Genomic DNA, 20,447 nt, shown 5'->3' with positions numbered 1-20,447 from the left:
ATGGAAAGGCCTGCAAAGAGGTTGTATCAGTATGCGTTATATTTTAAAAAAGCGCTCATCTTGGCACTGATCACCTTGGCTTGCGGAGTGGCTGCCGATCTGGTTGGTCCTGTGTTGGTCAAAAAGATGATCGATGTGCATATACGAGGCATTGAATTTAGTTGGTATGAGAGTAAGGAAGGTGGTGCAGCTGTTCCTTACCATGATCAGTTTTTTAAGCGTATTGATCATTTTAGCCCAGATGAACAAAAAGGTGGGGAAGTACGGATTCTTCAAGTAGATCGGGAGTATTATTTTATTGATCAGCCTGTAAGTTTTGATGGTCAACGTTCTATACAGAATGGCGAGTTACTCATTACACAAGGTTCACAGCAACAATCATATGAAGCAACAAAGCTGACTGGAGATGAAATTTATTCCTTCTATCGTCCAGAAATAGCCCCGATGCTTCAGCTTTGCCTTATATATTTTGGGCTGATTGGTGTAACCGCATTGTTTTTATATGCAAAAAAATTTCTGCTACAAATCGCCTCCAATCAGATCATTCAAAAGATGAGGACAGATGTTTTTGATCATATTCAGCGACTGCCCATTTCCTATTTTGATAATTTGCCTGCTGGAAAAGTCGTTGCCCGAGTAACCAACGATACGGAGGCGATTCGGGAGCTGTATGTAAATGTACTCTCCAACTTTTTTACCGGGATCATTTATATTACAGGTGTATTGATCGCCATGTTTTTCCTGAATCCTGTGTTAGGTGCGATTTGTACGTTGATCATTCCAATTTTGGTGGTATGGATCTATATCTATAGACATTTTGCTTCTCGTTATAACAAGGTGATACGAGCGAGAATCAGTGATATAAATGGGATGATTAATGAGTCTATTCAGGGAATGACAATTATTCAGGCGTTCCGACGTCAAAAAGAGACGGGGCAGGAATTCGAGGAACTGAACCATGATCATTACGTGTACCAAAATAAATTATTGCTGGTCAATTCTCTTACTTCGTTTAACTTTGCCCACTTTTTACGAATTTTGACCTTTGCCCTGGTGCTATGGTATTTCGGAGCTAATGCGCTCACGCTTAATAGTGTACTTACAGCAGGGGTTATGTACGCTTTCGTTGAATATGTAGTGCGCTTGTTTAATCCGATTACAGGCATTGTGAATCAACTGCCACAGTTAGAGCAAGCGTTGGTTGCGGCAGAGCGTGTATTTGAATTAATGGATGAACCGGGGATTCCTGTAACCGATGGGAAAATGGAGCGCTACCGGGGCAATGTATCGTTTCAAAATGTCTGGTTTGCCTATAAGGATGAGGAATACGTCCTAAAGAATATTGATTTTGAAGCAAAAGAGGGGCAAACAGTAGCGTTGGTAGGTCATACGGGATCAGGGAAAAGCTCGATTATGAACGTATTATTCCGTTTTTATGATTATCAAAAGGGGACCATTACCATCGATGGTACTAATATTCTAGATTGGCCGAAGCAACATCTGCGTCAGCATATGGGAATCGTGTTGCAGGACCCGTTCTTGTTTACAGGCACGATCGCTTCAAATGTAAATCTGGATAACCCTTCTATCTCTCGGGAGACTGTGGAAAAAGCCCTGCAGGATGTGGGTGCAGATAAACTATTTGCTCATCTTAGTAAAGGGTATGACGAACCGGTTATCGAAAAAGGAAGTACATTGTCAGCAGGGCAACGGCAATTAATTTCCTTTGCGAGGGCGTTAGCGTTTGACCCAGCCATTCTTATACTGGATGAGGCAACAGCTTCTATCGATACAGAGACGGAGACTATTATTCAGAATGCGCTTGAGGTTGTAAAAAAAGGACGTACGACATTTATCATTGCCCATCGCTTATCTACAATACGACAGGCAGACTTGATTCTTGTTCTGGATCGAGGGGAAATTGTGGAGCGTGGAAACCATGATGAGCTGATGAAAAAAGAAGGACGATACTATCAGATGTACCAGCTGCAACAAGGTGAAATTCCTGAAGTAATGGCGTAAGATAATAGGATAGAGAGGGGGATAAAAATGAGTATAGTTCAGTCAAAGTTGCAAGAGCTTGAAATTACTGATAATGTGCAACTTTGTAACGAAAATGGTGAGTTGAGACCAGAAGCGATTGGCTGGTCAAGACACCCCCTCCATATCTGTGCCATACCCAAGCGCTTTGGACGAAAAAAGAAATGGAACTTCTGGTTTGTGACGTCAAATGAGATTGTAGTAACGCTGGCAGTTGTATCGCTTGATTATATAGGCCTAGTATTTTTTCATAGTGTTGATCTCGCCACAGGTAAAAAGGTAGATCGGACGGTTCAGTTGCCTTTTGCTAAAGGAATACAGTTGCCTGATGAACTGGAAGGAGATGTATTGTTTACCCATCCCAAACTGAGCTTCTCATTCAAGCAAGCCTCTTCGCACACCCAATTAGATGCAGAGGGCATGGGGGAAGGGGGCGAAGCGTTCTCGTTGGCTCTCAGGGCTAAAAAACGGGAGGAATCATTACATGTCGTAATTCCTTGGGATAAAAAACGGTTTCAATATACCTCCAAGCAAGCAGGTCGCGCTACGAACGGACTAGTAACGATTGACGATAAGACTCATCAGATAGAGGCGAATACGGCAGCTTCCAGCTTGGACTTTGGCAGAGGGGTCTGGCCTTATCAGACAGAGTGGAACTGGACAACCTGCTCGTTTATTCATAATAACAAATGGTGCGGGTTTAATTTTGGAGCTGGCTGGACGGATGGAACGGGTATGACAGAGAATGCGATCATGGTTGGAGAAAAAGTTGAAAAAATCTCTGAGCAAATTGAGTTCATCTATGACCAGAATGACAAAAGTAAACCTTGGTTACTAAACAGTACAGAAAGTAATCGGATTCAATTGATGTTTACCCCCGTGCATATTCAAATGAAGGACGAGAATTATGGTCTGATCCGATCACGTTTGGAACAATACATAGGAAAATATTCAGGAAAAATCATAACGGAAGACGGTTCGATCCTACAGCTCCAAGACATCTGGGGGATTTGTGAGGAGCAAAAGGCAAAGTGGTGAAGGCAATGATCACAGGAAAAATAAGGAGCGGGCAATGTATAAGATCATGATTGTAGAAGATGATGCCAAGCTTACCAACATACTAAGGAATTATCTGGAGCGATATGGTTACAATGTATCCGTTGTAACTGACTTGAAACAGATTAAAACCGAATTCGTAGAACTAGAGCCTCATTTGGTCCTGTTGGACATCAATCTGCCTTATTATGACGGCTTCTATTGGTGCAGACAGATTCGTACAATTTCTAATGTGCCTATTATCTTCATCTCTGCTCGGGTGGGTGAGATGGATCAGGTAATGGCTATCGAAAACGGTGGGGATGATTATGTAACCAAGCCTTTTTCCTTGGACGTAGTAATGGCAAAGGTAAAAGGAGTATTACGCCGTGTATACGGTGAGTACGCAGGGAGTTCTATCCGTGAGTTGCGTGAATGGAACGGACTTTATCTTGATACGGCTAAAGGACAGGTTGATTCGGGAGAAAAAAGGGTTTTTCTTAGCAAAAATGAGACGTTATTACTAGATGCACTCATGCAGCGTGGAGGCTCGATCGTTTCAAGGGAGGAGCTTCTCGAAACGCTATGGGATGATACTCATTTTGTCGATGATAATACGCTAACAGTAAACGTAACTAGACTACGAAAACGTTTGGAAGAGCTCGGCATTCAGAATGCGATAGAGACATGTAGAGGGCAAGGATATCGGTTAATTGATGAGTGGGGGTGTGCAAAATGACGTGGCGTCAGTATCTGACGGATCGTTTCTGGTACATCCTTCTTTTTGTTGGAGGAATTGTCTTCACGCTCTTAGTGGTCAGTCTGGATATGGGGCAGCATGGGCTTGCACTGCAAACAGAGAATTATTTTTATATTTCTTTGGTAATGGTAGCCGCCCTTCTGTTGTTACTTGTCCTTGATTATATGCGTCAACGTCGTTTTTACCAGGGGCTTATCGCCATGCTAAAGCAGAACGACCATCTACAAAACATCATTCATCTATCTAACGGAAAAACGGAAGAACATAAGGTATTTAGTAAATTGCTAGAGGACCAGTATCGGGCGTATTGCTATACGCTGAAGGATTATCAGGAGAGACAGGAACAACATCATATATTTATCAATCAATGGGTGCATCACATGAAAACGCCGCTTTCTGTTACCCACTTATTGCTGCAACAATCAAGAGAGTGGAATAGCCTGGAGGAGGCGAGTGCAGCTGTACGTGATCTTCAAATTGAGCAGGAACGATTGGAGTATGGACTACAAACTATGCTTTATACGGCGAGATTGGACAAGTTCGAGCTGGATGTGAACATGAAGCAGGTTAAGCTACTTCCCTTGTTAAGAGAAGTCATCAATCACTATAAAAAAGCGTGTATCCGTCATTCTATCTATCCAAGAATTGAGACTGAATGGGAAGAAATAAGTGTGCTAACTGATGAAAAGTGGCTCCTCTTTATCTTTCATCAACTGCTGACGAATGCAATCAAGTACTCGTCTGCGGTTCATAAGGAATCGAAGCAGATTGTATGGACGATTAAACGGGACGACAGAGGGACATTTGTGCAGATTAGAGATGAAGGGATCGGAATAGCGCCCGAGGATCTTCCCAGGGTCTTTGACGCCTTCTTTACAGGAGAAAATGGAAGAGTGGTTACTGAGTCAACAGGGATGGGATTATATTTGGTCAAACAAGTGTGTCAGCGCCTCAATCACGCTGTAAACATTGAATCGCAGCTAGGGACGGGAACTACCGTGACTTTGTTTTTTTCAGATGAAGCTTCTTATTATCAGGTAGCTGAATAATGAAGGTGACAAGATTGTAAGCTATCCCTCTCAATTTGAAAGCTAGATCGATGAGAGGGAATTAGACTTCCCCTTATACTAAAAGCAAATGAGCCCTACGAGGAGGGGAAAAATAGTGAAAGTACTAGAAGCTGATCGATTAACCAAGATTTATAGCACGAAAGGAAGTAGTTTATCCTATCACGCTTTGGAAGATTTCTCGATCTCCGTTGAAAATGGGGAATTCGTGGGTATTATGGGACCATCGGGGAGCGGGAAGACAACGTTGCTTAATTTGCTAGCAACCATTGATAAACCAACATCTGGCCGTGTAAAAATAAATGGAACTGAGCCGTACCAATTAAAAAATGAAGAGTTGGCTCTATTTAGGAGAAGAGAGCTAGGTTTTGTCTTCCAGGATTTTAACTTGCTCGATACGATGTCGATTAAGGATAACATTCTACTACCACTAGTTTTAGAAAATATACCGGTAAGAGAATTGGAAGAACGAGTACTGGAGGTAGCACACCTTCTTGGAATTGAATCCATTCTGTCAAAACGTACGTATGAGGTATCAGGTGGTCAACAGCAGCGTGCTGCCATTGCACGTGCTATGATTCATCGTCCAGCAATCCTGCTTGCCGATGAATTGACAGGGAATCTGGATTCCAAATCTGCAAAAAGCGTAATGGAATCATTAGTTAGACTGAATGTGGAACGTGAAGCTACCATTCTGATGGTGACACATGATCCCTTTGCTGCTAGCTTCTGTAAACGCATCTTGTTTATAAAGGATGGACATTTTTTCAGTGAGATTCGACGTGGGGAGAATCGACAAGCGTTTTTCCAAAAGATCCTGGACTCACTAAGTGTGCTTGGAGGGGATTTACATGAAATTTCTCCAACTTACCCTTAAGAATCTGCAGGGAAATTGGCACCGATATATAGCTTTTTACCTAAGTAGTCTGTTTTCTGTGATGATGTTCTATATTTATGCTGCGATCATTTATCATCCAGATGTTATTAACGGTCAATTTCGAGCAGCTTATTTCGTGCGTCCGGGGATGATCGCTGCGGAATATATTGTATTCATCTTCTCTTTCTTCTTCATCCTGTATTCTTGTTCTGCATTTCTCAAGACTAGAAAAAAAGAGTTCGGGTTACTCACCCTGTTTGGGTTTACCAAACGTCAGCTGGTGAAGATGGTTTTCATTGAGAACATGGTAATATCAATATCTGCAATCATTGTGGGTATCTTGCTAGGTGCTGTCTTTTCAAAATTGTTCTTTATGGCGTTATCAAATCTGCTGAATGTAGACAGTCCTATTAGGTTTATGCTTCCTCTTCAAGCTGTTTTATTGACGTTTTTTGGATTTCTTTTACTGTTTGGTATCATTACGATAGTTATGGCTTTTCGAGTTGGAAAGAGCGAAATTATTGATCTGATTCGTGAGGCAAGGAAGCCGAAGAAGCCACCTGTGTACTCTCGTTGGTTAGTGGCACTGGCGGTTCTTTCACTAGGTACTGGATATGGGATGGCTGCAATCCTAGATATAGCTGGGCTGATTAACGGGTTAATTACTATTGTGTTGGTAACGACTCTGGGTACATACTTCTTTTTCACCCAGGGTAGTATAGCTTTTCTTGGCTGGTTAACTAAGAGAAAAAAGCTTTACTATCGTAATATTTCTATGGTTGTTATTTCACAAATGGGCTTCAAAATAAAGGATAATGCCAGGACGTTATTCTCTGTTGCGATCATCAGCGCCATTATATTAACGGCTATCGGTTCTGTTTCGCTGTTGTTCGATGATTTAAAGGCAGGGTCGTCTGTTTTGGTGCCTCATTCTTTCGCTTATCTGGATGATCGGAGAGAGAATAAAGCGCTTGTTCCTGACCAGATAAGAGGAGTGCTGGAAAAAGAACAGCTCTCGATAAACTACGAGGCTCAGGTTGAAATGCTTCCCTTCCAGGTTAATGGGAATAATTTCGGTGTACTGATGAAGGAAAGTGATTATAATCATTTGGCAAAGCTGAAAGAAAGGACTCCGATAGAGGTAATTTCCGGGCAGTCGATTCTTGTTAACTCAGGTAGGCCATCTGACAATAAGTTAGAAGGTAACATTCAATTACAAATAGGTAATCAAACAGAGCAGCTCATGCTTACCGGTAAAATTGAAGAAGCGATAATCGCACCATTTAAGCAAACAGAACAAGTCCTTGTGGTGAACGATAAAGACTATCAGAAGTGGCTACAGACCATACCGGAGAAGAATATACTCGTCTATCATGGAATAGAAGTGGATGATTGGATGAAATCGGGAGCGGCTGCGACCTTATTGAAAGAACAGGTAGGAAATGAATCAACCGAGTTCTTTCTTACTCGCTACGAGATTGCTGGTGAATATATGCAAATAAGCGCTCTCACTTTCTTCGTTGGCTTTTTGATTTGTATCCTGTTTTTCCTTGCAGCAGGCAGCTTGTTATACTTCCGCTTGTTTACCGAGCTGCAAGAGGATCGCCAACAGTATAATATGTTAAGTAAAATAGGTGTATCGGCCAAAGAAATTAATAGAATCGTTAGAAGACAAATAGCGTTTATTTTCTATGCACCATGTATAGTAGGGATCATCCACGCGGTATTTGCTTTTATTGCAATTGGTACTGTTTTATCCGATACAAGTGTCTGGGGCACGTTCCTGTTGGTAATTGGAATATTTCTCGGATTACAAACCATTTATTATTTGATTGCCAAGCATACTTATAAAAAAGTATTACTACCAGAATAGTGAGGAAAACCTTCTTACATCAAAGTGTAAGAGGGTTTTTTTACTTGCATTGAAGTTGTAACCAATTTTTCGGAGTGAAATCACTTACTGAATTATAAGATTGAACCGATAATTTAAATAATTGGCAAATTTTATGCAGGATTTGAAGGGACAAGCGAATAAGAATCAACAGGGGGATATTTATGGGTTCTACAATCAGAAAAAAAATCATGGCAGGTTTTATGGTTGTGCTCATCTTGCTTACCTTACTGGGTATAGCAGGACATTTTGGTATGGCTAAGATGGAGCAAGAGTATTCACATTTGATCAATGCCCGATACAAAAAAGTAATTCTTCTCCAGGACATGATTGATAAGGTGAGACAGGAGCAATCAGCTGGATTAAATTATATTATTACCAGAGACAGCTCTTACTTGGTAATGTCATATGATTTTCGTGATCAATTTTTCATTCATCTGGAAGATCTTAAATTATCTGCTGTATCAAAAGAGAGCCAGGAGCTATTGCTAGGCGTTGAGAAATCCCATGCTGAATTCGCGAAAATATATGAAGAAATTTTTTCATTGGTTGAAATAGGCGAGAATGATCAAGTAGCTGAGATAATGAAGACCGATTTGGACCTAGCACTAAATAATTTAACGATTGCTGCTTCCCAATTTAAGAAGGTGCAGTTGGAAAAGTTGGATAATGACATCGCTAATACAAAAGAACTGACTGAAAGCGTTAAGTTTTCGAATATTGTAGTTATTATTGTAGCGATCGTCCTCAGCTTTATTATGGCAGTGTTCATCAGCAATCGAATTTCAAAACCACTTAAAAAGATTACGGAAGCAGCCAAGGAGATCGCTGCAGGCAATTTACAGTCAGAGGCAATCGTTGTGAAGAGTAAAGATGAAATCGGGCAGTTAGCAGTTGCTTTTACGCAAATGCAGGATAACTTGCGTGAATTGATCACAACGATTCGCGAGGATTCTATGCAGGTTGCAGCAGCTTCTGAACAGCTATATGCCAGTGCTGAGCAGAATTCCCAAGCTACTGAGCAGATAGCTTCTCAGAATCAAAATATTGTACTTGGTGCAGAAGATCAATTACATCAGGTACAAAAAGCTACTTCCATGAACATTCAAGTGGGTGAAGAAATCCAAAAAGTATTTGAAAATGGAGAACTTGCAACAACCTTAACCCAGAAAGCAGCGGACTCTGCCGTGACAGGAACGCATGCAGTAGGTGATGTTGTTGATCAAATGAACAATATTTATATGACCGTGGGAGAAATGGCAACCATCATGGAGACGTTAAACGGTCAATCGAAGGAAATTGGAACCATAGTAGGAATGATGTCAGATATCGCTGCGCAAACGAATTTGCTTGCCTTAAATGCTGCGATTGAAGCAGCACGTGCGGGTGAACAGGGAAGAGGGTTTGCAGTAGTTGCGGATGAGGTGCGTAAGTTAGCTGAACAGTCGGAGAGATCTGCAGACCAAATTGCAGAGTTGATCAAAGGCATCCAAGTCAAGGTGGAAGAAGCAGTGGTCTCCATGAATGCAGGATCGGAGAAGGTGCTTGTAGGGCTGGATAAAACGATGGTGGTTCAAGATGCTTTTTCCCAAATTCACACTTCTGTTGATGAGGTTGTTTACAAGGTAAAAGAGGTTACTAATTCCGTCAATGATATATGGCAAGGAAACCGGGGCATTATGCAATCCTTTGAAATCGTACAAGAAAAAGCCCAAGAAGGGGCAAGCTCCAGTCAGGAAAATGCTGCTGCCAGTGAAGAGCAGCTAGCCTCTATGGAAGAGATTGCATCATCAGCGCAATCTCTGTCTCGATTGGCAGATCATATGCAAGAGCGTCTGCACAAATTTACTATTTAAATAGTGCTGAATACCACTAAAAGCCGATGGTAATGCTGTTGGCTTTTAGCTATTTTGGAAATGATTGAGAAAGATGAATGCTTCAATATAAAAATATGTAAAATTTTTTTAATTAAAATGTCCTATGCGATAGACAAGAGATTCTACAAGTTGTAGGATAGGGAGAAAAACAGACAGAAAAGCGTGATTCTGGAGGGAACGTACATGAAAGTTTGCAAGTTTGGCGGGACATCACTGGCTAACGCAGAGCAGATAAAAAAGGTTTGTCAGATCATTCTGAATGATGAAACTCGAAAGTTAATTGTCGTATCGGCACCTGGAAAAAGATATAAGGAGGATACGAAGGTAACTGATCTCCTTATCCTGTTTGGAACCAAGCAAATTGAGCAAGGACGTGCGGAAGATAAACTGCAAAGAGTGATTGACCGTTATGCTGAGATTGCCGACGAGCTTCAATTACCTTCAACTTGCATTGAACGTATAACGACAGATTTGAAAGTTTTGCTGCAATGGGATGGGGAAGATAAGGATGCTTTTCTGGACATGGTTAAAGCAGCGGGAGAAGATAACTGTGCTAAGCTGGTAACAGAATATTTATTTAAGTTAGGTGCGAAGGCAACGTATATTAACCCCAAAGATGCTGGTCTTTTGGTAAGTGGTCAGTTTGGAAATGCGCAAGTGTTGCCTGAAGCTTATGAAAGATTAGCAGAATTGCGAGAAAAAGATGGATTACTTGTTTTCCCAGGATTCTTTGGTTATACCCCAGAGGGTGAATTAGTGACGTTTTCTCGAGGTGGTTCTGATGTAACAGGGTCCATCCTGGCAGCTGCAGTAAAAGCTGAGCAATATGAAAATTTTACCGATGTCGATTCCGTTTATGCCGTTAATCCGAATCTTGTGCCAAATCCGTGTGAAATAAAAGAAATTACGTATCGTGAAATGCGTGAATTATCATATGCAGGGTTCTCTGTTTTTCATGAGGAAGCCTTGATTCCTGCTTTCCGTGCAGGTATTCCAGTATGCATTAAGAATACTAATAACCCAACAGCACCAGGAACAAAAATCGTGGAAAAAAGAACGCAGACATCCCAAATCGTAGCTGGGATAGCCAGTGATTCAGGTTTTTGCAGTATTTATGTCAGCAAGTATTTGATGAACAAAGAAATTGGTTTTGGACGCAAGCTGTTACAAATTTTAGAAGATGAAAATATTTCCTATGAGCATAGTCCATCCGGGATTGATGATATTACCGTTATTCTTCGCCAGCATCAGCTTGATGCAAAAAAAGAGGTGCGTATCATCAACCGCATAAAAAATGAACTTAATGTGGATGATATCCACGTTGTATATAATATGGCATTAGTGATGATGGTTGGGGAAGGAATGCGCCAATCAGTCGGTGTAACAGCACGTGCAGCCAACGCGTTGGCGGAAGCAGGTATTAATATTGAAATGATCAACCAAGGATCTTCTGAAGTAAACCTGATGTTCGGAGTAAAAGCAGTCGATGCAGACCATGCAGTTATAGCATTATATCAAGAATTTTATAACAAGGAAGAGGTTCCGGTTGGAATATGCTAGAATAGAAAAGGTAACTTTTAGTCTGTAATCTGGACTTTCCTATCCCTTTGCCATATGATAGTTCATGGAAGAGTTGGATATCTTAAAATGGAACAATGAACAGACGGCCACAAGCTTTGATATTCAACGGAAGAAGGGTGATTTATGTCTACAATGAGATGCATTACGGTATACACCAATAATTACAGCACGTTCTCGGAGATCTATGAGGATGTATTGAAAACTCCACTTGGAGACCACGAAGAAAAAGAAGTAGAGGGAATTACCATCAGTGATGCCGGCGGAGTACCAGATGAATATATCGAAATGATGAAACAAAAGCCGGAAGTAGCTGTAATGCGTATCAAAAAACGTGATATCACGATCCTACAGCATGGTGATGTTTTTGAAATTTTGGTGCCAACAGAAGAATCAGCGTAAAACAGAACAAATAGAAATGAATGAAGAGCAGTATCGTGATCTTTTGATCCGGTGCTGTTTTTGTTTTTTCCACTAAAGTAGGAATTAACTGATCATTTAAGGATAAAACAAGCAACGAACAGATCCTCGTTTCATATAGTAAGGAAATAACGATCTAGGATGGTTATACTTTAGCTTACGTATGAGGTGACGAGACGTGCACATTTATCTTGATTATCCGGTACATCCTGAACCGAGGCACGGGTTTGGAAAGCCTGTACACAGGAAATTAGAGCAGATTATAGAGAGCGGACGGGATACGTACAGAGAATACATGCAAGAAAGTATGAATCACTTGGAGCTTCTGGCACAGATATCATTAGATACGCCAGCCGAGGAAAAGGAGCCGTTTTACCGTAATAATTGGTTCCCCCTTTTAGATGGGATAGCCATTTATGCCTTTTTGGCAAAACATAAACCAAAACTGTATGTAGAGATAGGATCGGGTAACTCTACCAAATTCGCTAGAAAAGCTGTTACTGATCTGAAGCTCTCTACTCAGATTATTTCCATTGATCCCCATCCGAGAGCGCAAATTGATCAATTATGCGATGTGGTTATACGACAATCATTAGAAACAGTCTCTTTGCAAATTTTTAATATGTTACAACCGGGCGATATCTTATTCATTGATAGCTCCCATCGCTCTTTTACTAATTCAGATGTTACGGTTGCCTTTTTGGAAGTGCTGCCTATCTTAAAACCTGGTGTAATTGTTCAATTTCATGATATTTTTATTCCCTATGATTACCCGCCCGCCTACATGAACCGGTATTATTCCGAGCAATACCTGTTAGCTTCTTATCTGCTAGGAGGAGCAAAAATAAAAATCTTGTTACCCAATTTTTTTGTAGCAGAGGATAAGGAATTTTTCCAGATGGTACAGCCTCTTTACAATAGACTAGGAGTTACCCAAACGAATCCAGTATGTGAAGGCTGCTCGATTTGGCTTGAAGTAGGAGAGGAAGCATAAGTGATATTGGCTATCTTAAATAGAAAAGCTGACCTAGAAAAAATTCCAGGTCAGCTTTTTTTGCGCTCTTATGTTAGTCTAAGTTGTACATTAACGACCGCTCTTTAATTCCGTCCAGAGGCGATCATATACTTTTAGATTTTCTCCAACATCCCCTAGCCATTCAGTACGGCTTAGTTCCTCTGGAGATAAGTTGATCATTGTATTGTTCCGATATTCTTCGGAGTGTAGAGGAAGTGCTTTTGCATTCGGGTTACTGTAACCAATGTACTCATAGTTTTTTACGGAAACTTCTGGGTCCATCATATAGTTAATGAACTCATGTGCAAGCTCTTTGTTCTTACCAGCCTTAGGAATTGCATAGGTGTCAGCGAAGATCGTACCGCCTTCTTTTGGAACTACGTAGCCAATATCAGGGTTCTCAGCAGCGATAAAGGATGCATCACCTGACCATACGGTACCAATCCAGGTTTCTTCCGTGATAAATTTCTGCTTGATTGTATTCGTATCAAAAGCAAGAATGTTAGGCACTAACGCTTTTAGATCTACAAAGGCTTTATTCAATTCAGTCTCCTCGACGGAACTGTTGGAGAAACCATTTTTCTTCAGTGACATACCGATTACTTCACGATTATCGTCCATGAGAACAACGCGACCTTTGTATTCTGGATTCCATAGGTCTTCCCAGCTATCAGGTGCTTCTTTTATATACTTTTTGTTATAAGCAATTCCTGTTACACCGGACATGTATACGATGGAATGTTTACTTTCCGGATCGTATGGTGGGTTCTTGAAGTTATCTTGCAAGTTTTCGACGTTAGGAATTTTGGATTTATCCAGTTCTTCTAACAGGTTCAGATTAATCATGGCTTTTACCATGTAATCAGAAGGCTGGATCAAATCGTATTGACCGCCACCTGCTTGGAGCTTAGCAAGCATTTCTTCATTACTTCCGAAGGTATCGTAGTTAACTTTTGCTCCGAATTTTTGCTCGAAGTCTTTTATTACATCAGGGTTGAAGTTATCAGCCCAACTATAGATGTTGAGGACTTTTTTCTCCTCACCGCCAGAACCAGATCCAGCGCAACCGGTTAAAACAAGAATAGTAGACATTACAATTGGCACAAAGGCCTTTGCGAGACGCATAGCATATCCTCCTCCATGAACATAGAATAATCAACTTATATAAGAACGCCTGTTTACTGGGAGCGCTTCGTTCCTTTAAAAGCAAGCGATTCTGCAATGACAATCATTACGATAATAGCCAGTATTAAGATGGTTGATAACGCATTGATCTCTGGTGATACGCCACGTTTTACCATTCCGTAAATATAGAGTGGCAAAGTGGTTGAGTTCGGTCCAGATACGAAGAAACTGATAACGAAATCGTCCAAAGACATGGTAAATGTCATCAATGCCGCTGCGATCAAACCTGGTGAGATGATAGGTAAAGTCACATGGCGAAACGTTTGCCAAGGTGAAGCACCTAAATCTTCTGCAGCCTCTTCCAGATCCTGACCCATTCCTGACAAACGTGCCATGATAATCACAATTGCAAATGAGAGACAGAAGGTAATATGGGCAATGATAAGAGTGGTCTTGCCCATATTAATTTCAAATTGGCTAAACATAACGAGCATGGAAAGACCCATCAGGATTTCCGGAATCAGAATGGGTAAATAGATGAGCCCGTTGAATACTTTGCCAAAGCGAAATTTATAACGGTGTAATGCCAGTGCCAATAGCGCCGCTAAAATGGTCGTAACAACGGTGGTAATAACGGCAACAGTGAGACTATTATAAAGGGCTTCTAGTACACGATCGTTTTGGAACAGGGACTGATACCATTTCAAGGTGAATCCTTCCCATGTTGCATTAATCCTCGAATCATTAAAAGAGTAGAGGATGAGTACGGCAATCGGCAGATACAGGAAAGCCACAATCATCATGGAGTAGGCAAACAGTAAATGTTTTCGCATTTTCATCATGATCCTCATCCTCTCCCTTCAAGTTTCTCTTGAGACTGAGTAGCCCGATAATACAGGAAGATAAGAATAATCGAGAAGAGAACCACGACCATAGACAATGCTGAACCGAACGGCCAATCACGAGCCGACAGGAATTGATTCTGTATAATGTTCCCGAACAATGCTGACTTAGCTCCACCCATGATATCAGGTACAACAAACATACCCAGTGAAGAAACGAATACAAGAATACTGCCACTAATTACGCCAGGCATACTGAGCGGTAGGGTAACATGCCAAAAAGCTTTGAGTGGAGAAGCTCCCAAATCGTAAGCCGCCTCCAGCTTTTTGCGATCCAACTGCTCCAATGAGACGTAAATCGGCAAAATAATAAATGGTAACAACGCATAGACCATCCCGAGCAATACGGCTCCAGGTGTGTACAAGAGCGTAAGCGGTTGGTCGATGAGTCCGATAGATTGTAAGAAAGTATTGACCAAGCCTTGCGACCGAAGAATAATCACCCATGCGTACGAACGCACCAAGAAGTTAATCCAGAATGGTAGCATCACGATAAGAAGCCACGCATTTTGCCATTTTGGATTAACGCGAGTAATCATATAGGCAAGCGGATAGCCTAGTAACAAGCAAATTAATGTCGTAGCAACCGCGACAATTAATGACTCGAAAAAGATTTGAATATAGAGCGGCTCAAAGAACCGAGAAAAATTTTCTAAGGTGAATGTATAGATAATTTCTCCATACACGCCTCGTTGACTAAAAGCGAGAATAACGACGAATAGCAACGGGATAACAAAGAAGATTCCTAACCAGAGCAATCCTGGCACTGCTAAAAGCTTTCCTTTATTTTTCAACGCAGGATCACCTCATCTTCTTTTGCCCAAGCTACACCAACTCTCTCGCCTTTGTACCAGGTGCTTTTTTCATATAAATGAGCGGTTATTACGATGTCGTCCTCGGCGCGAACCGACACTTTATAGATATTACCTAAGAAGACAATATCCTCAATAACCCCATATTGTTTATGGTGAGGAGCCTGTGCATCAGCCTTGTGCAAACTGATTTTCTCAGGGCGCACGCCGATCAGGTCCGAATTTATTTTCATAATATTATTTTCACCGATAAAAGTAGCCACAAATAGGCTAGACGGTTTGTAATAGATTTCTTCTGGTGTACCAATCTGCTCGATTTTACCCTGGTGGACAACGGCAATTCGATCAGACATCGACATTGCTTCATCCTGGTCATGTGTTACGTAAATAAACGTAATGCCCAGGTTGCGTTGTATGTTCTTCAGTTCTACTTGCAGGTTTTTACGGAGTTGGTAATCAAGAGCACCTAATGGCTCGTCCAAAAGTAGTACTCTTGGATTGTTAATAATAGCACGGGCAATTGCCACACGCTGCTGTTGGCCGCCAGACAGTTGTTGAGGCTTGCGCTTCTGGTATTCAGTCAATTGAGTAAAGTGCAGAACTTCTTCCAAGCGTTGTTTTTGCTCACTTTGCGGCACTTTTTTCATTTTTAGACCGAACAAAATATTGTCGGCGACGGTCATATGCGGGAAAAGAGCGTAATGTTGGAATACCATGTTCATATCACGTTGATAAGGGGGGATGCTCGTTACATCATTACCATCTAAGTAGATATGTCCAGAAGTTGGCTCTTCAAACCCTGAAATCATACGCATAAGCGTCGTTTTTCCGCATCCGCTTGGTCCTAGTAAGGTAATGAATTCACCTTCCTGAATAGACAACGAAAATGCGGGAATGACCACATGATCACCAAAGCTTTTTTCCACAGAATCCAAGTGTATGATCGTCTTCATTTATCATTTCCCATCTCTACATATTTTAGTTTTTCTCACCTTTTTCTTCTAAAAAACGCTAAATATTAAGATATATCATTGAGACAATAATTTCAATGAAATAACAAATAAAAAAGCAAGAAAAAATCCCCATCTGGCAGACGGAGACCTATTTTATAGTTCTACATGGAGGATTGTAACGTGAATAGACCCAAATGTCGAGGAATTACCGATTTTCTTTCTAAATTTAATGTGTAATATATGTGATTTTGTGACGAAAAGACACGAACTTGTTCTGATTCACTATTGAATACAAAGTATTCAAAAGGTACAATGTTGCGAGCAAATTTTAAAAATGTATAGAGCGGAGGTTTTACACGTGATGTTTATCTGGCGATAGTAGGTAATAGCGTGTAAAAAAATCCTGTTCATTTCATAATAAGTAAAATAACATCCGCTAAAGAAGAACCAGCTTCTTCGAAAGGACTTCGATAGAAGTTTTTCATAAGAAAGTATACTATAATAAATGAGCTAATAAATGAGAGCGACGAGATCATGTCACTCTTTATTAAGGAGAAAACACGTTAGACGTGATTGAAATAGAATAGAGTACAGACAGGAGAAGAAAACTTATGTTAGATAAAGTTGAATTAATTGCTACGTCTGCTTTCGGATTAGAGGCGGTTGTTGCGGAGGAAGTGCGTAATTTAGGCTATGACAAGGTCCAAGTTGATAATGGTAAAGTAACGTTTACTGCTGACGTTTCCGCCATTCCACGTACAAATATGTGGCTGCGCACTGCTGATCGGGTTCGCCTGAAGGTGGGTGAATTCAGAGCAACATCGTTTGACGAATTATTTGAGAAAACAAAGGCGTTACCGTGGGCAGACATCCTGCCTGAAAATGCTCATTTTCCGGTAGAAGGTAAGTCAGTAAAATCGGAGCTATACAGCGTACCTGATTGTCAGGCTATCGTGAAAAAGGCTGTCGTTGAAAGTATGCGAAAACAATATGATACCGATTGGTTCACAGAAGATGGGCCTACTTACAAAATTGAGGTAGCTCTGTTAAAGGATATTGCTACGCTCACCATTGATACGTCGGGACCGGGCCTGCACAAGCGTGGTTATCGAGATTGGATTGGAACAGCCCCATTGAAAGAAACGATGGCAGCCGCACTCGTCATCTTATCGCGCTGGAAGCCAGATCGTGTTCTTATGGACCCATTCTGTGGATCAGGTACAATTCCGATTGAAGCAGCTTTAATAGGACTAAACATTGCGCCTGGGATGAACCGTGAATTTGTTTCAGAGAAATGGCCTAATATTCCACGCGAAGTATGGAGACAAGCTCGAGCAGAGACACACGAGTTAGCTCGCTACGATCGTCAATTAGAAATTATCGGTACCGACTATGATGATGAAATCATTAAAGTAGCGAGACGTAATGCAGAGGAAGCTGGCGTAGAGGATCAGATTCATTTTCAGCGTATGGATATGAGAGATATCAGCTCTAAGAAAAAATATGGCTATTTGATCTGTAATCCCCCATATGGTGAACGTCTGAGTAATCATAAAGAAGTAGAGCGTTTGTATCGCCAAATGGGTGAATCGTTTGCCAAGCTGGACACATGGTCTTCTTATGTCATTACATCAGATGAGAACTTTGAAGAGTTTTTCGGAAAAAAAGCAAGCAAAAAACGCAAATTATTTAATGGTATGATCAAGGTGGATTACTATCAGTTTTTTGGACCAAGACCACCTCGTCCAAAAAAGGAAGTCGCACCTATCGATACAAAAGAATAAGTAAATAGAGGATAAACCGGGGAAGCAACAAGGAGTGTGCATGTTGCAACGTAATAGAGAACACAAGAGTCGAACAAGGAAAGTACTTGGGTTACTTGTTCTATTATTGATAACCTGGGGAGCAGAAGCGGGAGAAAAAGGACAAGCCTTTTCGCCCGCTTTTTTTCACCCTACATATTCCTCAGTCATGTCTCAAACAACGAATACTGATGAAGTCTTTTCTGTTTATCCTAGGGCTTTGAAGCTACTGGCAGGAATTACAGCTAAGCTTCAGGTTACTTCAGGTGCCCACCCATCTAAAGGAAGCCATACCCTTTCTTATACGCCAATGTTTGGCTTTGACCATCCAGAGATTGGCGCAATTACGGCGGATGGAACGTTTGTGGCAGGGCTTGAACCAGGTCATGGTGTCATTACGGTAACAGTAGGGTACCAGACAAGAAGAATTCCAGTCGAAGTAGAGGCGTTAACGGTGAATAATCCAGAGGAGAGCAGAATTCATTCAGTCGCAGGGATAGAAAACGAATGGATCAATCTTAGTCAAACTGCCTCTTATCAAGTGGAATATCTTGATCCTATCGACCCTCTTTTTCAGCAAATCGAGAAGGGAGATGCGCTTCATAAGCAAGGGTTATTGCTAGGTGATTCAGCTGAATGGACCAGATTTTACAGACAAAGAGGAAGAGAAATTACGATTCAATTAGATAGAATGAGATACCTCACTTCCATCGAGATGACATTTCAACAGAGAAAGGCAAAAGGAATTACGATCCCCCCGGAAATTGAGATTGAGGTATCAAATGATGCCAAAGAATGGAGCTACGCCGGAAAAGTAACCCATCTGGTACCCTTTTCAACGAAAGAAGTGGTGGAGAGGACATTGCGACTAAGTCTGCCAGAACTGCAAGTACAGTACGTGCGTATAAGGTTCCCTGTCTCTGTATTTGCCTATGGAAAAAACCTTCATATTTATGGAACCAATCTACATCAGGAAAAGAAGGATCATGCTTCGATTACTCTACCAAAGGAAAGATCAAACGTAGTATATGAAGACAGACAGGCAGAACAACAGATAAAAAATATGCTTCTTGTATTTCATGGTGCCCACGGTGAACAGGGGAGTTGGACAAAGTCAGACTTCTTGCCAATGGTTAGCTATGTGAAGGGTAATGGAACGATTGCCGATCAGCTTTTTGATACAATGCTTTTTCTACCCTATCCTCAGATGGTAACAACGAAAGGGGAGTGGGAAGCATACATGGATAATCTATTTCTTCCTCATCAGCAATTGCATGCACTGGATCAAGCGATGGAGGATATCAACATGCACCTATCCGGTAAGCCAAGAATAGAGGGGGTCGTACTCACACTTCCCTATCCTTCTCCTAAACTGAGAAACTGGGGCAAATTAGATGAGCTGGATGAAGTGTTATCTTTTCATCCCTCGCAGGCAGATGTCCATACCGCCCAGCGTAATCGACTGGAGGCCCTGAAGTGGTATATGGCAGAGGTACGTAAGCGTTGGGATGAGGCGGATTTTCGCTATCTGAAGCTTCTAGGGATGTACTGGTATCATGAGTACGTGGACGAATCACTCCCATCTGATAAGGAATTACTCGTGAAGATGGCTGCTCAGATTCATACGGGCGGACTACGATTCTACTGGATTCCTTATTTCGGAGCTCCCGGGATTTATGAGTGGAGGAAATATGGCTTTGATTATGCATTCCTACAACCTAACTATTATCAGACGCGGGAAGTCCCCATAGAGCGGATGCGTGTTGTAGCTGACATCGCCACAAGATATGGAATGGGTATGGAGTTGGAAGGTGACGAGCGCATGTTGTCCGATATGAGATATTATCGAACCTATTACAATCAGCTAATTGCGGCACAACAGGCAGGAATAGACAAGAAAAAGGTGTACGCATATTATTTTGGTTCCAAAAATCTTCTTCGTGCTGCTACGAGCCGTGAACCAAATGTGAGAGCAATTTACGACCTCACCTATCAATGGATAAAAGGGGAATTTACGCAAGAGGATCTTTTAGTACCCGAGTTACCACCTTTTCTTGATAGATAAGAGGTTATAAGTTTTTAGTGATTTCATTTTATGGAAGCTACTTATAATGACTACTGTAGTGGACAGGCAGAAGAAGCACATTTTTTGTCTGCAAACTCGTTAAGGTCCAGCGAGGGAGAGAATACTGTCCGCTAAGCAGCAAAGAGTGCGGAAAGTGCAAAAGGTGTGATGCTACGTAGTGTCTCATGGGTTGCACTTTTTTACCCGCCCTCTTTGCTGTGTAGCTAG

16 protein-coding genes are annotated in these 20,447 nt (G+C 41.4%); 12 read left to right on the top strand and 4 right to left on the bottom strand.

Going from position 1 to position 20,447, the window contains the following annotated elements; genetic code table 11:
• The 10 genes from LM917_RS13105 (at position 1) to LM917_RS13060 (ending at position 12,539) form a co-directional block, all read left to right on the top strand.
• Positions 1-2,022 (top strand): ABC transporter ATP-binding protein, encoded by a 2,022-nt coding sequence (locus LM917_RS13105; protein ID WP_232697976.1) that lies wholly within the window; start codon positions 1-3, stop codon positions 2,020-2,022.
• A 27-nt stretch (positions 2,023-2,049) separates the two neighbouring features.
• Positions 2,050-3,078 carry a DUF2804 domain-containing protein gene (locus LM917_RS13100; protein ID WP_232697975.1) on the top strand — a complete coding sequence of 343 codons (1,029 nt, stop codon included), beginning with the start codon at positions 2,050-2,052 and terminating at the stop codon, positions 3,076-3,078.
• 34 nt (positions 3,079-3,112) lie between these two features.
• Positions 3,113-3,814 (top strand): response regulator transcription factor, encoded by a 702-nt coding sequence (locus tag LM917_RS13095; RefSeq protein ID WP_232697974.1) that lies wholly within the window; start codon positions 3,113-3,115, stop codon positions 3,812-3,814.
• Positions 3,811-4,884, top strand: a complete 1,074-nt coding sequence (locus LM917_RS13090; RefSeq protein ID WP_232697973.1) for a sensor histidine kinase — start codon at positions 3,811-3,813, stop codon at positions 4,882-4,884. The genes LM917_RS13095 and LM917_RS13090 overlap by 4 nt, the downstream gene beginning before the upstream one ends.
• A gap of 115 nt (positions 4,885-4,999) precedes the next feature.
• A complete protein-coding gene (locus LM917_RS13085; protein WP_232697972.1) occupies positions 5,000-5,779 on the top strand; it encodes an ABC transporter ATP-binding protein in 780 nt (259 codons plus the stop codon).
• The gene (locus LM917_RS13080; protein WP_232697971.1) at positions 5,754-7,652 is read left to right on the top strand and encodes an FtsX-like permease family protein; all 1,899 of its coding nucleotides are present in this window, start codon (positions 5,754-5,756) and stop codon (positions 7,650-7,652) included. The genes LM917_RS13085 and LM917_RS13080 overlap by 26 nt, the downstream gene beginning before the upstream one ends.
• Before the next feature lie 182 nt (positions 7,653-7,834).
• Positions 7,835-9,526 carry a methyl-accepting chemotaxis protein gene (locus tag LM917_RS13075; RefSeq protein WP_232697970.1) on the top strand — a complete coding sequence of 564 codons (1,692 nt, stop codon included), beginning with the start codon at positions 7,835-7,837 and terminating at the stop codon, positions 9,524-9,526.
• Between the two features lie 204 nt (positions 9,527-9,730).
• A complete protein-coding gene (locus tag LM917_RS13070; protein ID WP_232697969.1) occupies positions 9,731-11,107 on the top strand; it encodes an aspartate kinase in 1,377 nt (458 codons plus the stop codon).
• A 153-nt stretch (positions 11,108-11,260) separates the two neighbouring features.
• Entirely contained in the window at positions 11,261-11,527 is a 267-nt protein-coding gene (locus LM917_RS13065) for an NAD/NADP transhydrogenase alpha subunit (protein ID WP_232697995.1), read from the top strand.
• A 196-nt stretch (positions 11,528-11,723) separates the two neighbouring features.
• A complete protein-coding gene (locus tag LM917_RS13060) occupies positions 11,724-12,539 on the top strand; it encodes a class I SAM-dependent methyltransferase (protein ID WP_232697968.1) in 816 nt (271 codons plus the stop codon).
• A 90-nt stretch (positions 12,540-12,629) separates the two neighbouring features.
• On the opposite strand, the gene LM917_RS13055 is transcribed toward LM917_RS13060, so the two are convergent.
• The 4 genes from LM917_RS13055 to LM917_RS13040 are packed head-to-tail and all read right to left on the bottom strand — an operon-like array spanning position 12,630 to position 16,352.
• Entirely contained in the window at positions 12,630-13,685 is a 1,056-nt protein-coding gene (locus tag LM917_RS13055; protein ID WP_304502589.1) for an ABC transporter substrate-binding protein, read from the bottom strand.
• 53 nt (positions 13,686-13,738) lie between these two features.
• Positions 13,739-14,518, bottom strand: a complete 780-nt coding sequence (locus tag LM917_RS13050; protein WP_232697993.1) for an ABC transporter permease — start codon at positions 14,516-14,518, stop codon at positions 13,739-13,741.
• Between the two features lie 14 nt (positions 14,519-14,532).
• The gene (locus LM917_RS13045; protein WP_232697967.1) at positions 14,533-15,381 is read right to left on the bottom strand and encodes an ABC transporter permease; all 849 of its coding nucleotides are present in this window, start codon (positions 15,379-15,381) and stop codon (positions 14,533-14,535) included.
• The gene (locus LM917_RS13040) at positions 15,378-16,352 is read right to left on the bottom strand and encodes an ABC transporter ATP-binding protein (RefSeq protein WP_232697966.1); all 975 of its coding nucleotides are present in this window, start codon (positions 16,350-16,352) and stop codon (positions 15,378-15,380) included. The genes LM917_RS13045 and LM917_RS13040 overlap by 4 nt, the downstream gene beginning before the upstream one ends.
• A gap of 611 nt (positions 16,353-16,963) precedes the next feature.
• On the opposite strand from LM917_RS13040, the gene LM917_RS13035 reads away from it, so the two are divergent.
• Positions 16,964-18,136 (top strand): THUMP domain-containing class I SAM-dependent RNA methyltransferase, encoded by a 1,173-nt coding sequence (locus LM917_RS13035; protein WP_232697965.1) that lies wholly within the window; start codon positions 16,964-16,966, stop codon positions 18,134-18,136.
• A gap of 40 nt (positions 18,137-18,176) precedes the next feature.
• A complete protein-coding gene (locus LM917_RS13030; RefSeq protein ID WP_232697964.1) occupies positions 18,177-20,219 on the top strand; it encodes a DUF4855 domain-containing protein in 2,043 nt (680 codons plus the stop codon).
• Positions 20,220-20,447 lie beyond the last annotated feature (228 nt).

Source organism: Brevibacillus daliensis (genome assembly GCF_021245735.1).
GTDB classification, from domain to species: domain Bacteria; phylum Bacillota; class Bacilli; order Brevibacillales; family Brevibacillaceae; genus Brevibacillus_B; species Brevibacillus_B daliensis.
This window is presented reverse-complemented; position numbering and strand designations above follow the sequence as displayed.

Excerpts from the sequence above, each read along its gene's own strand:
- LM917_RS13095 (WP_232697974.1), top strand. The coding sequence starts at position 3,113 with ATGTATAAGATCATGATTGTAGAAGATGATGCCAAGCTTACCAACATA.
- LM917_RS13100 (WP_232697975.1), top strand. The coding sequence starts at position 2,050 with ATGAGTATAGTTCAGTCAAAGTTGCAAGAGCTTGAAATTACTGATAAT.
- LM917_RS13040 (WP_232697966.1), bottom strand. The coding sequence starts at position 16,352 with ATGAAGACGATCATACACTTGGATTCTGTGGAAAAAAGCTTTGGTGAT.
- LM917_RS13035 (WP_232697965.1), top strand. The coding sequence starts at position 16,964 with ATGTTAGATAAAGTTGAATTAATTGCTACGTCTGCTTTCGGATTAGAG.
- LM917_RS13090 (WP_232697973.1), top strand. The coding sequence starts at position 3,811 with ATGACGTGGCGTCAGTATCTGACGGATCGTTTCTGGTACATCCTTCTT.
- LM917_RS13080 (WP_232697971.1), top strand. The coding sequence starts at position 5,754 with ATGAAATTTCTCCAACTTACCCTTAAGAATCTGCAGGGAAATTGGCAC.
- LM917_RS13065 (WP_232697995.1), top strand. The coding sequence starts at position 11,261 with ATGAGATGCATTACGGTATACACCAATAATTACAGCACGTTCTCGGAG.
- LM917_RS13055 (WP_304502589.1), bottom strand. The coding sequence starts at position 13,685 with ATGCGTCTCGCAAAGGCCTTTGTGCCAATTGTAATGTCTACTATTCTT.
- LM917_RS13050 (WP_232697993.1), bottom strand. The coding sequence starts at position 14,518 with ATGCGAAAACATTTACTGTTTGCCTACTCCATGATGATTGTGGCTTTC.
- LM917_RS13070 (WP_232697969.1), top strand. The coding sequence starts at position 9,731 with ATGAAAGTTTGCAAGTTTGGCGGGACATCACTGGCTAACGCAGAGCAG.
- LM917_RS13075 (WP_232697970.1), top strand. The coding sequence starts at position 7,835 with ATGGGTTCTACAATCAGAAAAAAAATCATGGCAGGTTTTATGGTTGTG.
- LM917_RS13105 (WP_232697976.1), top strand. The coding sequence starts at position 1 with ATGGAAAGGCCTGCAAAGAGGTTGTATCAGTATGCGTTATATTTTAAA.
- LM917_RS13030 (WP_232697964.1), top strand. The coding sequence starts at position 18,177 with ATGTTGCAACGTAATAGAGAACACAAGAGTCGAACAAGGAAAGTACTT.